Source organism: Kitasatospora sp. Root107 (genome assembly GCF_001424875.1).
GTDB lineage: Bacteria > Actinomycetota > Actinomycetes > Streptomycetales > Streptomycetaceae > Kitasatospora.
In genome coordinates this window covers 30,879-43,571 of the sequence record NZ_LMCT01000014.1, presented here as the reverse complement: position 1 = coordinate 43,571, position 12,693 = coordinate 30,879, and the positions used below count along the sequence as shown (strand labels likewise).

12 protein-coding genes are annotated in these 12,693 nt (G+C 70.9%); 7 read left to right on the top strand and 5 right to left on the bottom strand.

Annotated features, from left to right (window positions below):
• Positions 1–8: 8 nt before the first annotated feature.
• A complete protein-coding gene (locus ASC99_RS15650) occupies positions 9–986 on the top strand; it encodes a class I SAM-dependent methyltransferase (RefSeq protein WP_057232461.1) in 978 nt (325 codons plus the stop codon).
• Positions 987–1,102: 116 nt separating this feature from the next.
• Complete coding sequence (locus tag ASC99_RS15645; protein ID WP_057232459.1) at positions 1,103–2,452, top strand: helix-turn-helix domain-containing protein; 1,350 nt, start codon at positions 1,103–1,105, stop codon at positions 2,450–2,452.
• Positions 2,453–2,550: 98 nt separating this feature from the next.
• On the opposite strand, the gene ASC99_RS38575 is transcribed toward ASC99_RS15645, so the two are convergent.
• Positions 2,551–2,694, bottom strand: coding sequence for a hypothetical protein (locus ASC99_RS38575; RefSeq protein WP_157531559.1), 144 nt, complete (start codon positions 2,692–2,694; stop codon positions 2,551–2,553).
• A gap of 243 nt (positions 2,695–2,937) precedes the next feature.
• Here ASC99_RS38575 and ASC99_RS15640 point away from each other — a divergent pair, with 243 nt between their 5' ends.
• Complete coding sequence (locus ASC99_RS15640; RefSeq protein WP_057232456.1) at positions 2,938–4,119, top strand: alanine--tRNA ligase-related protein; 1,182 nt, start codon at positions 2,938–2,940, stop codon at positions 4,117–4,119.
• A 53-nt stretch (positions 4,120–4,172) separates the two neighbouring features.
• On the opposite strand, the gene ASC99_RS15635 is transcribed toward ASC99_RS15640, so the two are convergent.
• The gene (locus ASC99_RS15635; RefSeq protein ID WP_057232454.1) at positions 4,173–5,141 is read right to left on the bottom strand and encodes a glycoside hydrolase family 16 protein; all 969 of its coding nucleotides are present in this window, start codon (positions 5,139–5,141) and stop codon (positions 4,173–4,175) included.
• A 268-nt stretch (positions 5,142–5,409) separates the two neighbouring features.
• Positions 5,410–5,991 (bottom strand): hypothetical protein, encoded by a 582-nt coding sequence (locus ASC99_RS15630; protein WP_057232452.1) that lies wholly within the window; start codon positions 5,989–5,991, stop codon positions 5,410–5,412.
• Between ASC99_RS15630 and ASC99_RS15625 the strand changes: the two genes are divergently transcribed.
• Both ASC99_RS15625 and ASC99_RS15620 read left to right on the top strand, forming a co-directional pair.
• Positions 5,990–8,065 carry a bifunctional polysaccharide deacetylase/glycosyltransferase family 2 protein gene (locus ASC99_RS15625; protein WP_082598372.1) on the top strand — a complete coding sequence of 692 codons (2,076 nt, stop codon included), beginning with the start codon at positions 5,990–5,992 and terminating at the stop codon, positions 8,063–8,065. The two genes, ASC99_RS15630 and ASC99_RS15625, sit on opposite strands and share 2 nt — an antisense overlap.
• Before the next feature lie 317 nt (positions 8,066–8,382).
• Positions 8,383–8,883, top strand: coding sequence for a hemerythrin domain-containing protein (locus ASC99_RS15620; RefSeq protein WP_057232448.1), 501 nt, complete (start codon positions 8,383–8,385; stop codon positions 8,881–8,883).
• 245 nt (positions 8,884–9,128) lie between these two features.
• Here ASC99_RS15620 and ASC99_RS15615 read toward each other — a convergent pair whose 3' ends face one another.
• Entirely contained in the window at positions 9,129–9,296 is a 168-nt protein-coding gene (locus ASC99_RS15615; RefSeq protein WP_369824246.1) for a hydrophobic protein, read from the bottom strand.
• A 298-nt stretch (positions 9,297–9,594) separates the two neighbouring features.
• Between ASC99_RS15615 and ASC99_RS15610 the strand changes: the two genes are divergently transcribed.
• Both ASC99_RS15610 and ASC99_RS15605 read left to right on the top strand, forming a co-directional pair.
• On the top strand, positions 9,595–10,689 hold the full coding sequence (locus tag ASC99_RS15610; protein WP_057232446.1) for an LLM class flavin-dependent oxidoreductase: 1,095 nt from the start codon (positions 9,595–9,597) through the stop codon (positions 10,687–10,689).
• Positions 10,690–10,872: 183 nt separating this feature from the next.
• Positions 10,873–11,178, top strand: coding sequence for a GNAT family N-acetyltransferase (locus ASC99_RS15605; protein ID WP_057232444.1), 306 nt, complete (start codon positions 10,873–10,875; stop codon positions 11,176–11,178).
• A gap of 171 nt (positions 11,179–11,349) precedes the next feature.
• Here ASC99_RS15605 and ASC99_RS15600 read toward each other — a convergent pair whose 3' ends face one another.
• Positions 11,350–12,693, bottom strand: a complete 1,344-nt coding sequence (locus ASC99_RS15600; RefSeq protein ID WP_057232442.1) for an MFS transporter — start codon at positions 12,691–12,693, stop codon at positions 11,350–11,352.

Genomic DNA, 12,693 nt, shown 5'->3' with positions numbered 1-12,693 from the left:
GGGCCCCGATGACCGCGTTCCTCGGCCGGGACTCCTTCGCGCCACTGGACGCGCAGCAGACTCTGCACCTGTTCGACGCGCTCACCTGGTTCCCCACCGACCGGGCCGACGTGTGGCAGCGGGCGGCCGACCACGTCGGCTCCCACGCCACCCACGCGCCCCGGCCGGCGCCGCGGGACTGCCGCGCGGTGGCCGCCCGGGTGCTGGCCGGGGCCGCCCCGGACGCCACCGCGCTCTACCGCGCGAAGTACGAGGTGATGACCGCGCTCTACCCGGACGACTGGTTCACCTTCATGAACCTCGGGTACTGCGACGACCCGCCCGTACCCGACCGGCCGTCGGGATACGGCGATCCGGTGTGGCAGTTCGCCGCCCGGCACTACGAGTTGACGGCCGGTCAGATCGATCTCGCGGGCGCCGAGGTGCTCGACGTCGGTTCGGGCCGGGGCGGCGGCACGGCGTTCATCGCCCGCACGCACCGGCCGCGTTCGATCCTCGGCCTGGACCACACGCGGGCCGGCACCGCGTTCTCCCGGCGCGTGCACCGGGCGCCGGGCCTGGCCTTCCAGTGCGGCGACGCCGAGCGCCTGCCGTTTCCCGACCGGAGCTTCGACGCCGTCCTGACCGTCGAGACGATGCACTGCCTGGCCGACGCCGACCGCTTCCTCCGCGAGGTGGCCCGGGTCCTGCGCCCCGGCGGGCACCTGCTCCTCGCGGACGAGTGGCCGGCCGTGGACCGGCCGCTGTCACGGGTGGCGGCGGCCGGCCTGGGGGTGGTCGCGCACCTCGACATCACCGAGGGTGTCGTCCGCGCCCTGGACCGTCTGCCCGAACGCGCCCAGGAACTGGTGTCGCGGCTGCCGGAGGGCCCGGAGCGGGAGGTCTACCGCCGCTTCTTCCACCAGCGGCTCTGTCGCGACTCCGGCCGGAACCTGCGCAGCGGACGCTTCGGCTACCTGCGGCTGCACGCGGTCAAAGAGGGCTGACCGTCGCCCCACCCAATCGGGATGAGAACGGTCCGGGCCATCCCACCGGAGGTTGAGCCCGGCCTTGACAGGTGATGTCAACTGCTAATCTTCATGCAGAGTCAAGGAGGGTGGTCATGGTAGATCTTCAGGGCCTCGGGTCCCGTATCCGGCAACTGCGCCGAGCAGCCGGGATGTCGCAGGCAGACCTGGCGGGAGACGATCTGTCGTCCAGCTACATTTCCCTGCTCGAAGCCGGCAAGCGCAATCCGTCCGGCGCCGTGCTGGAACAGCTGGCCGAACGGCTGTCCTGCGATCCGGCGAATCTGCTGAGTTTCGTCGAGCGCGCCCAGACCGGCGACCTCGAAGTGGAAATGCATTACGCGGAGATGACGCTCCGCACCGGCGACGCCGCCGGCGCGCTGCGGGCGTACCAGGAATTGCAGGGCAAGGCCGCCGCGGCGGGGGAGCAGGAGATCGCGGAGGCCGCCGAACTGGGCGTGGCCAAGGCGCTGGAGCACAGCGGCCGGCTCGAGGAGGCCGTGGTGCGCTACGAGGCGCTGCGGACGGCGGCCCGGCAGGCGAACAGCCGCAGCTCCCAGCTCGCCGTGGTCGTGGCGCTCTGCCGCTGCTACCGCGAACTGGGCGACCTCTCGTACGCCATCGACCTGGCCGAGACCACGCTGACCCAGGTGCAGGACCTCAATCTGGCGCCCACCGTGGTCGGCATGGAGCTGGTCGCCACCCTGGTCGGGCTGCACTACGAGCGCGGTGACCTGCACCGCGCGGCCTATCTCGCCTCCGTCGGCATCGAGCAGGCCAAGGAGGTGAGCGACCCGAGGGCGCTCGGCGCCGTTTACTGGAACGCCAGCGTGGCCGCGCACAGCAACGGCCGTTCCGGTGACGCACTGATGCTGATCCGGCGGGCGCTGGCGATCTACTCCGAGGGCGACAACCACCGGGCGCTGGCCCGACTGCGTAACGCCTACGCGGCGGTCCTGCTGCAGACCGACGCGCCGGACGTGGACACGGCGAAGGGGCTGCTGCAGCAGAGCGCCGACGTGCTGGCCAGCCAGGGCAGCAGCGTCGACATCGCCTACTGCGAGACGGCGATGGCCCGCGCCCACCTGCTCTCGGGCCACCCGGAGACCGCCGTCGGTCACGCCCGCCGCGCGCTCGACCTGCTGGGTTCCAAGCACCGGCTGGAGACGGCTCGGACACTGCTGGTGCTGGCTGCCGCCTACCTGGAGCAGGGCGAGGAGGAGGCTGCCCGGAGCGCCTACGAGCGGGCCGCACTGACCCTGGAGGCTTCCGAGGCGGGGCGCCAGGCGGCTTTCGCCTGGGCGGAGCTGGCAGAGGTGCTGGAGCGCTCAGGTCAGGAGGAACGCGCGGTGTGGGCGTATCGCCAGGGCATGCGCTGCATGGGCCGGCGCGGGACTCTGGTCGGCAATGTCGCGAAGTCGGTGCCCGGGCTCCCCCGACCCTGACCGGTGTGACGTCGGACGCGATGGGCGGCTCCTGTGGACGGGGCCGCCCATCGACGCGTCGGGGCCCGACCCGTGCATGGTACTGACGCGGTTGCCCGTCAACAGCAGAGCGGGATGTCTATGCCCGTCGGCGACCCGAGGGCGGTCACGGTGTGCGCGCCCCGGCCGTTGTCGAGCTGTGCGCTTCCGCTCTGCACGGGGGCCAGGGTCAGCACGGCGGCGACGAGCAGAAAGACGGACATCGCTATGAGCTTCTGAATCATTAAAGGCCCCGTTCATGGATCTGAGAATCGTTCCGACTGGAACTTCACTCGAAATAATGACAATCATGACCCGGGTTGTCAATGATCTCCATCCCGGGCGATTCGTCCCATAGTGTCCGGCGTGTCCGACTTTGGTCGCCATGGAAAAGCATATGCATCGCCAAAGGCCCCTGTTAAGATTCGAGTATTGGGCGGTCAATAATCGAGTCATGAGTGATGTGAATGATTGCGCACACGGCTGAGCCGGCTCAGCTGTTCGTCGAGTCCCTGACCAACGCCGGGTATCGGTGGCGCCACCCGCGCAGCCCGCACGCCGACGGGGGGCTGCTGTTCGGAGCCGTGCGCCGCGAGGGCGGTTCCGTCGCGCTGCAGTGGGGCGTCCACACGGGTCGGCTGGGGGCTCTGCCCGAGGCCGTGCCGCTGACCGCCCGGCGGACGGTCAGTGCGGCCTGGGTCGGCCCGCGCGCACCCCAGGACGTCCTGGGCGACATGTTCGAGGCGCTGGGAGCCTGCGGCCTGGGTCGGGACATGGTGGTCTGCCGGATGGCGGACCAGGCCCGGGCGGGCGACCCGGTCCGGGCCGCGCTGGCCCGCCTGGGCATCCCGCAGACGGGGGAAGGCCCGGACATCGAGGCACCGCCCTGCGCGCCCCGCCGGATGCGCGGGACGCACGGCGTCCTGCTGTCGCTGGACTGCCAGATCGGCCCGGCCTGCTCGGCGGCCTGCGCGCCCGGCTGCCTCTGTGGCCGGTACCTCCACCTGGGCGACGGCCGGTTCACCGGGCCGGCGCGGGCAGCCGGCCTGCCGGTCTTCGAGTTCCTCGCCGCCGAGGACGCGATCTCCTGCGGCTCCGCCCAGCTGGGTGACCCCTTCGACCTGCCGCCCTTGCGCGGCCTGCTGGAGTCGGTCGGTGCCCGGCTGCCTGAACTCCTCAGCCTGCCCGCGCCCGGGCAGGCCCTGCGTCTGGTCGTCGACCACATCCGCGCGGTGGCGCTACTGCTGGCCACGGGCTCCGTCCCCGGCCCGCGCGGTCCGGCGCACACCACCCGGCGGCTGTTGCGCCGGGCGGCCGGCAGCGTGGTGCTGGCCGGCGCGCCCGCCGCCGGGATGGCCGACCTGGTGGCGCTGGCGGGCAGTGCCCACGGCTTCCCCGCCCTCTCGGTGGCCGCCCGCCACCTGGTGGAGCGCGAGACCGCCGCCTTCGACCGCGCGGTCGCGGCGGGCCATCGGCACTTCCTGCGCTGCCTGGCCCGACGCCCGACCCCCGACGAGCTGGCGGCCGAGCTGGCCCGGCTGCGCTCGGAGCGCGGCGTGCCGCTCGCCCTCACCCTCAACTGGTGTCGGCAGCAGGGGATTTCCGTCCCGCTGCCGTTGATCGCCGCAGCCGACGTACGGGATGCGTGAACCCGGCAAGGGCGCCTACGGCATGTCGCGCGTCTGACCCGGTCGGGCCGGGCTCAGGGCTTCGCCAGGGTGTCCACGAAGTCGGTGCCGGCGCTGTAGAAGCCGTCCACCGTCTTCTGGACGTCCGCGTAGGGGACGGCCGCGGCGTCCTTGTAGTAGAACCAGTTGATCTTCAGGTTCCAGGTGCGCTGTCCACCGAGGGACGGCAGCAGGTCGACGAACCAGTTGCTGAAGTGGACATCCATCTTCTCGTGCGGCACGTACTTGCCGGTGCTGGTGAACAGCTCCTTGCCGTCCATGGAGTAGGTGGCCTTCCCGTCCACGGCGGTGACCATCATGATGTGCCAGCCCTCGAAGCGCTGCTTGTGCGGCTTGGTGACCCGGTCGGGCGGATCGGCCTTGAACCAGCTGGTGGTGTCGAGCTGCGGACCCGGCGTGCCCCAGCCGCCGTTCGGCATGTACTCGTAGTCGAGCTCGCTGTAGTTCGCCGAGTCGTCCGAGGCGGAGATCGGGAAGTAGGACTGGACGACGTGGTCGCCGTTCTTGCCGCCGGCCGGCTTGTCGCTGAGGTAGACCCGGGCGGCGAAGGTGCCGTTGAAGAGCTTGCTGCCGGTGCTCTGGATCTCGACCTGCTTGGTGCCCTTCTGGGTGCCGTCGGTGGACGCCTGCAGCTGCAGGGTCCGGCCGCCCTGGGCAGTGGTGTCGGCGGGGAAGCTCGCACCGGTGTCGGACCACGTGTCCTTGATCCCGGGGCCGCCCTCGCCGGTGCGTATCTCCCAGCCGTGGGCGGTGAGCGCGGGGTCGGTGGGACCGGTGTAGTGGAAGCTGTCGAACAGGGTTCCCGGCGGGCCGGTCGGGGTCGGCGAGGTGCTGGCCGCGGACCCGGCCTTCGCCGTCGCGGTGGCGCCGTCGCCGCCACCGGACGCCGGACCGCTCGAACAGGCGGTGAGCACGCCCAGCAGGGCCGGGAGGGCGAGGACGCTCCACGCGCGGTGACGACGGGTACGGCGGGGCTGACTCACGCGGTCTCCTTGGGGCGTACCGATCACACGTGCGCACTGATCAGATGAGGGGGTCATCCTAACGGGGCGTGCAGGCCCCTCCGGTGCGCCCCGTCCTGATCCGGAGGGACGGAGTCCGAGGTCAACGGCATGCGCATGTCTACCGTCCGGTACGTGTCGTCCGGTATTCCGATCCGATTACAACCCCCCGCCGGATCAGGCCAAATCCACCCATCGAGTCCAATTCGATTCAGGCGGTGCACTAGCGTTCGCTCTACGCTCCGGCGGTCTACGTACCCTGCACTGAAAGGCGTCGCAAGGTGCGCCCAGTCATCACCTCCATCGAACCCGAATCGGCACACCCGCCACAGTCCGACGTGTACGAACCAGACTTCGAAGAGGACGCTCCCGCACCGGTGTTCGTCTCCCAGTCCGGTCTGCGCGGTCGGCTGCTGCGGGGCTTCGGCTGGCCGGTCTCGGTGGTCGGCGCGATCCTGGCGGTCGTCATGGCCGGCAGCCTGGTCGGCATGCAGGCGGACGCCCCGGCGATGGGGATACCCGTGCAGCCGCCCGCCCAGTCGCCCACATCCGTGACGTCGCCGTCACCCATCCCGTCACCCACTCCGTCACCGTCACCGTCGACGTCGTCGCCCAGGACGCCTTCGCGCTCCGCGACCCCCTCGACGAAGACCACGTCGAAGCCGACCACCACCACACTGCGTGGCGCGACGCCCTCGGGCCAGTCGACCAAGCACCCCTGAACCGCCGCACCACCCATCTCCAGGAGCGCCATTTTGTCCCGCCACCAGCGCCGCCGGCAGTCCCCGCGCAGGCCGCGCCGACTGGCCGCGCCGCCCTTGCGCTTCTTCATGCCGCTGTCCCTGCTGGCGTGCCTGCTCGCGCTCATCGTCCTGCGCGGTCTGGGCACCAACGAGGTGTTCCACGACACCCGGATCGCCCCGTCGGTCGACAAGACGACCGTGCCGGAGAACCTGCTCACGGGCGGCCCGATCATCGACGCGCGCGGCAGCAGGAACGACCATCCGGTGAGCTACAGCATCCCGGACCGCACCGTGGTCCTGAGCTTCGACGACGGCCCCTCGAAGGACTGGACCCCGAAGATCCTGGAGATCCTCGCGTCCCGCAACGTCCGCGCGGACTTCTTCGTGACCGGTGCCATGACCGCCCGCAACCCGGACCTGATCCGGGAGATCGTGGCGGGTGGCCACGAGATCGGCCTGCACACCTTCACCCACCCCGACCTGGCCTTCCAGTCGCACGCCCGGATCAGCTGGGAGATGGCCCAGACACAGCTGGCGCTGGCCGGCGTCGCGGGGGTGCACAGCTCGCTGTTCCGCCCGCCGTACTCCTCCGACTCGGCCGCCCTGGACGACTGGAACTACCCGGTGATCAAGTACCTGGGTGCCCGCGGCTACGTCACCGCCTTCATCGACCACGACACCGACGACTGGAAGCGTCCGGGCGTGGACGCCATCGTCAAGGAGGCGTTGCCGGCCACGCCCGGCGCGGGCGAGCTGATCCTGCTGCACGACGCCGGTGGCGACCGCTCCCAGACCGTCGAGGCGCTCGGCGTGCTCATCGACAAGCTGCAGGCCGACGGCTACCGCTTCACCACCATCTCCGAGGCGTTCGGCGCCTCCAGTGCCACCACGCCGGTGCACGGCTACCAGCTGTGGGCGGGCAAGGGCTACATCTGGGCCACCCAGCTGTCCATGCGCACCCTGCCGGCGCTGATCGGGCTGTTGGCCGTGGTCGGCTTCCTGAACTTCGGCCGGTTCGCGCTGATGCTGGTGCTCGCTCCGATCCACGCCCGCCGCGGCAGGCGGCAGGACGCCTGGGGCGAGCCCGTCACCCGTCCGGTCACCGTGCTGGTCCCGGCCTACAACGAGCGCGAGTGCATCGCCAACACCCTCAACTCGCTGGCCGCCAGTGACTACCCGATCGAGGTCATCGTCATCGACGACGGCTCCTCGGACGGCACCGCGGACATCGTCGAGGAGATGGGCCTGCCGTTCGTCCGGCTGATCCGCAAGGTCAACGGCGGCAAGTCGAGCGCCCTCAACGTGGGCATCGCGGCCGCCTCGCACGACATCGTCGTGATGATGGACGGCGACACGGTCTTCGAGCCCTCCACCGTGCGCGAACTGGTCCAGCCCTTCGGTGACCCTGGGATCGGCGCGGTCTCGGGCAACGCCAAGGTCGGCAACCGCGACACCCTGATCGGGGCCTGGCAGCACATCGAGTACGTCCTCGGCCACAACCTGGACCGCCGGATGTACGACATGCTCGGCATCATCCCGACCATCCCCGGCGCGGTCGGCGCCTTCCGCAAGGAGGCCCTGCAGGCGGTCGGCGGGATGAGCGACGACACCCTCGCCGAGGACACCGACGTCACCATGGCGGTGCTCTGCGAAGGCTGGCGGGTCGTCTACGCCGAGCGCGCCCGTGCCTGGACGGAGGCCCCCGCCAGCCTCCAGCAGCTCTGGTCCCAGCGGTACCGCTGGAGCTACGGCTCGATGCAGGCGATGTGGAAGCACCGCCGCGCCGTCACCGCCCGCGGGCCGGCCGGGCGCTTCGGCCGCCGGGGGCTGCCGCTCGTCGTGATGTTCGGCGTGGTCGCCCCGCTGCTGGCGCCGCTGATCGACATCTTCCTGATCTACGGCTTGCTGTTCGCGGACGCCGGGATGACCCTCGTCAGCTTCGGCGGCTTCCTGGCGATCCAGGCCTTGCTGTCCTGGTACGCCTTCCGGCTCGACCACGAGAAGCCCTGGCACCTGATCAGCCTGCCGACCCAGCAGCTGGTCTACCGACAGCTGATGTACATCGTCCTGTTGCAGTCCGCGATCACCGCGATGACCGGTGGCCGACTGCGCTGGCAGAAGCTCCGGCGCACCGGCGAGGTCTCCGTACCGGTGGAGGCGTGACCGGGGAGCAGCAGCCCGGCTGATCGAGCGTCAGTTCCGGCCGATGAGAACGCCGAACTCCTGACCGTCCTGACCACCCGAATCGCGCAGGCCCGCGCCGCCAGGGCCGTTGCCGGGGTATGTGCACGGAGCGTGTGAAGTGGGGCCGGCCGGGCAGACGCGCACGGGGCCGCACGAGCGGAGGAGACGAGGTGGCGGGCCGTGAACACGATGTGGCGCAGGCTGGCGCTCGGACTCCGCTCCCGGCTGTGGAAGGTCATCCGCGGGCGGCCGCGCCGGGTGGGCGCGGCAGCCGATCCGAATCTCGGGAGGTAGCTGTGTCCACCGACGCCATCGTTCTCCTCAGGGAGGACCACAAGGAGATCCGCCGGCTCTTCCGCGCGTTCGAAGCCACCGAGCCGGACGCCAAGGCGACCAGGCACAACCTCGTCGACAAGATCGTGGAGGCGCTGACCGTCCACACCTACCTGGAGAACGAGGTCATGTACCCCCGAATCCGGAAGCTGCTCCCCCAGTTGGAGGGAGACATCCTCGAGTCCTACGAGGAGCACCACGTCGCCGACGTGCTGTGCCAGGAGCTGGACGCGATGGGCCCCGACGACGAACGCTTCGACGCCAAGACCACCGTGCTGATCGAGTCCGTCAGCCACCACATCGACGAGGAGGAGGGCGACTGGTTCCCTCGGGTCCGGGCCGAACTGGGCCGCAAGGAGCTCCAGGAGATCGGCGCCCGGATGATCGAGGTCCGCGCTACCGCACCCCGCCGTCCGCACCAGCCCGGCGCGATCCGCAAGGCCGCCGACGCGATCTTCAGCTGACGCACGGTCGGTCCGACAGGCTCGCGCGGTCCGGAGGCTGCGGTCAGTCTGGTCTTCGCGGCAGGCAAGGTCGGCCATCGCGATGTGGTGCCCGTACTGCCGGAGAGCCTGCCACCAGGTGACGGTGTGCAGGTAGTTGGTGCCGACCAGGGTGCCGTCCACGTCGAACAGGACGGCTGTGTGCCGGGCCACGACGAACCGTCTCTCATGGCACCCGCCGCCCCCCGGACGGCGGGCGGCGTGCTTCACCAGCGGTACCAGCCCCGCCGGCCGCCGGCCGCGGAACCGCTGCTGAGGACGAAACCCAGCAGCCAGACGACCAGCACCGCCAGCGCGATCCACCACAGGACGTGCCAGGCGAATCCGGCACCGCCCAGGATCAGGGCTATCAGCAGAACCACGATCAGTAGCATCACGGCATCCACACCTCCGTACGACCGTCTGCCCGGCATCGCCGATCTCACTCCTGGCGGAGCATCAGGCCGACGTGACTCCTCGTCGGCCGGCGGCACCAACCTCCGCCTGGGACGGCGGGGTTACGCCGTGCCGGCGATGCTGGCCGGCACGGCGCCCGGCGCCTGGCTCGTGATCCACGGGCATCTGAGCAGGGCGTTCACGGACTGGGAAGGGGCAGGGCCGGGCAGGACCCGGGCCGGCCCTACAGTCGGCAGGGACGGGGCCCGCAGAGACACGGCACAGAGGGTGATGACAGTGCAGTTCGGAATTTTCAGCGTCGGGGACGTGACCACCGACCCCACCACCGGGCGAACGCCGAGCGAGCACGAGCGGATCAAGGCCATGGTCGCCATCGCGCTCAAGGCGGAGGAGGTCGGCCTGGACGTCTTCGCGACGGGTGAGCACCACAACCCGCCGTTCGTGCCGTCCTCGCCGACCACCATGCTCGGCTGGATCGCTGCCCGAACCGAGCGGATCATCCTCTCCACCGCCACCACGCTGATCACCACCAACGACCCGGTGAAGATCGCCGAGGACTACGCGATGCTCCAGCACCTCGCGGACGGCCGGGTGGACCTGATGATGGGCCGCGGCAACACCGGCCCGGTGTACCCGTGGTTCGGCCAGGACATCCGCCAGGGCATCCCGCTCGCGATCGAGAACTACGCACTGCTGCACAAGCTCTGGCGCGAGGACACGGTGGACTGGCAGGGCCGCTTCCGCACCCCGCTGCAGTCCTTCACCGCCACCCCGCGCCCGCTGGACGACGTCCCGCCGTTCGTCTGGCACGGCTCGATCCGCTCGCCCGAGATCGCCGAGCAGGCCGCGTACTACGGCGACGGCTTCTTCGCCAACCACATCTTCTGGCCCAAGGAGCACTTTCAGCAGCTGGTCGGCCTCTACCGCGAGCGCTACGCCCACTACGGCCACGGCACGCCCGAGCAGGCCATGGTCGGCCTCGGCGGTCAGGTGTTCCTGCGCCGGAACTCACAGGACGCCGTACGGGAGTTCAGGCCGTACTTCGACAACGCGCCGGTGTACGGGAACGGGCCGTCGCTGGAGGAGTTCACCGAGCAGACGCCGCTGACCGTCGGCAGCCCGCAGGAGGTCATCGAGAAGACCCTGACCTTCCGGGAGACCTTCGGCGACTACCAGCGCCAGCTCTTCCTGATCGACCACGCCGGGCTGCCGCTGAAGACCGTCCTGGAGCAGCTCGATCTGCTCGGCGAGGAGGTCATCCCGGTCCTGCGCAAGGAGTTCGCGGCCGGCCGGCCCGCCACCGTGCCGGACGGGCCCACCCACGCCGCCCGGGTCGCCGCGGCCGCCGAGACGGTGACGGAGGCGAAGTGAGCGACGGCGCGCTGCGACTCGTGGTGGTCAGCGCGGGGCTCTCCGTCCCGTCGTCGACCCGGCTGCCGGCCGACCGGTGCCCGAGCGCGCTCTTCTTGATCACAATCTAGTTGAATGATAAATTAACTGGCGGCGTTGAATGATAAAGGGCCTTCCGGCCCGCCGCCGGACCCAGGAGGAACGATGACGACCACCGTGACGGACAGCCCGGAACGCTCGCGGTTCGAGATCACGGAGGACGGTGAACTCGCCGGCTTCGCCGAGTACTTCCGGCACGAGAACGAGATCGCCTTCATCCACACCGAGATCGACCCCGCGTTCGCGGGTCGCGGCCTGGCCGGGGTGCTGGCCCGGGCCGCCCTCGACGCCGCGCGCGAGCAGGGTGCGGACGTGCTGCCGTACTGCCCGTTCATCCGGGGCTGGCTGACCAAGCACCCCGACTACGTCGACCTGGTGCCCGAGGCCCAGCGCACCCGCTTCGGGCTGTGACCGCCCCACCGTCCGCGGCGGGCGAGAGCCGGGCTCGGTGCGCGGTCTCGGAATCGGGCGCCGCGAAGTGCCACTGCAGGCACCGGCCGACGGCTCGCTGCGGCTGCTCGGCGTAGAGCCCTCCGAGGAGATGCTCGTCGGCCGAGTGGCGCCATCACCGGTCAGGCCGGATCAGGCGGCGGCGCGGGGCCGGTGGCGGCGGTGCTGGTCGAGGACGTGGCTGTGGCGCCAGCCGCTCGGAGTGGGTTGGGCGTCGGCGAGGTGGGGGTGGCCGATGGCGAGGTCGGGGTGGAGGTGCTCGACGGCAGCGGGCTCGCCGGCGGGCCAGGTAAGGCTCGCGGTGACGGTGGCGGCCAGGGCGATGGCGGCGAGGAGGCCGGCGGTGACAGGGAGGCCGGCTCCTGCGGCGAGCCGGCCGGCGAGGGGGTAGGTGAGCAGCCAGCAGCTGTGGGAGAGGGAGAACTGGGCGGCGAAGGCGGCGGGCAGGTCCGGGTCGCTGACGGAGCGTCGGACGATTCTGCCGCCGGGGGTGAGGACGGCGGAGGTGGCGGCGCCGATGGCGGCCCAGGCGGCGAGCAGTCCGAGCCAGGACGGGGCGCTGGGGGCTGCGGCGGTGACGGCGGCAACGAAGGCGAGGACGGGGGCGAGTGCGTAGGCGGCGGGCAGCATCACCGCCCGGTCGGAGACCTTGCGCAGGAGTGGGGGCAGGGCGAGGGCGGTGAGGATGGAGCCGGTGCCGAACGCGGCGAGGGCAAGGGAGACGGCTGTGGCGGGGCGGCCGAAGTGGCCCTGGACCACGACAACGGTGTTGACGAAGACGACGGCGCCGGCGGAGGCGACCGCGAGGTCGAGGGCGAGCAGGGCGCGCAGGCGCGGGGTGTGCCAGAAGAGGCGGATGCCGTAGGTGGCCTTGGTGTGGATGCCGCCGGTGCGTTCGGCGGGGCTGGGCCGGGGCAGGACGGCGGAGAGGACGAGCGCGGCGGAGGCGACGAAGCCGAGGGTGGTACCGGCGAACAGCCAGTTGTAGGAGACCACGCTCAGCAGCACGGCGGCGAGAGCCGGGCTGAGCAGGGACTCCAGGTCGTAGGCGAGGCGGGACATCGACAGCGCCTGGGTGTAGTCGCGTTCGGCCGGCAGCACCTGGGGGATGGTGGCCTGGAAGGTCGGGGTGAACGCGGCGGAGGCAGCCTGGAGGAGGAAGACCGTCAGGTAGATCTGCCAGACCTGGGTGACGAACGGCAGGGCCAGCGCGACGGCGGCTCGGGTGAGGTCCATGGCGGCCATCAGGACCCGGCGGGGTATCCGATCCGCGCTGGCGCCGATCACGGGTGCGATGGCGACGTAGGTGACCATCTTGATCGCCAGTGCGGTGCCCAGCACGGCTGACGCACCGTCACCGGCGAGGTCGTACGCGAGCAGGCTGAGCGCGACGGTCGCCAGACCCGTGCCGGCCAGGGCGACGACCTGGGCGGTGAAGAGGCGTCGGTAGGTGCGGTTGCGCAGGACGGACAGCAT

What these genes read in the sequence shown, in the direction of transcription:
- ASC99_RS15625 (WP_082598372.1), top strand. Translation starts at nt 5,990, where the DNA reads ATGCCGCTGTCCCTGCTGGCGTGCCTGCTCGCGCTCATCGTCCTGCGC.
- ASC99_RS15605 (WP_057232444.1), top strand. Translation starts at nt 10,873, where the DNA reads ATGACGACCACCGTGACGGACAGCCCGGAACGCTCGCGGTTCGAGATC.
- ASC99_RS38575 (WP_157531559.1), bottom strand. Translation starts at nt 2,694, where the DNA reads ATGTCCGTCTTTCTGCTCGTCGCCGCCGTGCTGACCCTGGCCCCCGTG.
- ASC99_RS15615 (WP_369824246.1), bottom strand. Translation starts at nt 9,296, where the DNA reads ATGCTACTGATCGTGGTTCTGCTGATAGCCCTGATCCTGGGCGGTGCC.
- ASC99_RS15645 (WP_057232459.1), top strand. Translation starts at nt 1,103, where the DNA reads ATGGTAGATCTTCAGGGCCTCGGGTCCCGTATCCGGCAACTGCGCCGA.
- ASC99_RS15640 (WP_057232456.1), top strand. Translation starts at nt 2,938, where the DNA reads ATGATTGCGCACACGGCTGAGCCGGCTCAGCTGTTCGTCGAGTCCCTG.
- ASC99_RS15600 (WP_057232442.1), bottom strand. Translation starts at nt 12,693, where the DNA reads ATGCTGTCCGTCCTGCGCAACCGCACCTACCGACGCCTCTTCACCGCC.
- ASC99_RS15630 (WP_057232452.1), bottom strand. Translation starts at nt 5,991, where the DNA reads ATGAAGAAGCGCAAGGGCGGCGCGGCCAGTCGGCGCGGCCTGCGCGGG.
- ASC99_RS15650 (WP_057232461.1), top strand. Translation starts at nt 9, where the DNA reads ATGACCGCGTTCCTCGGCCGGGACTCCTTCGCGCCACTGGACGCGCAG.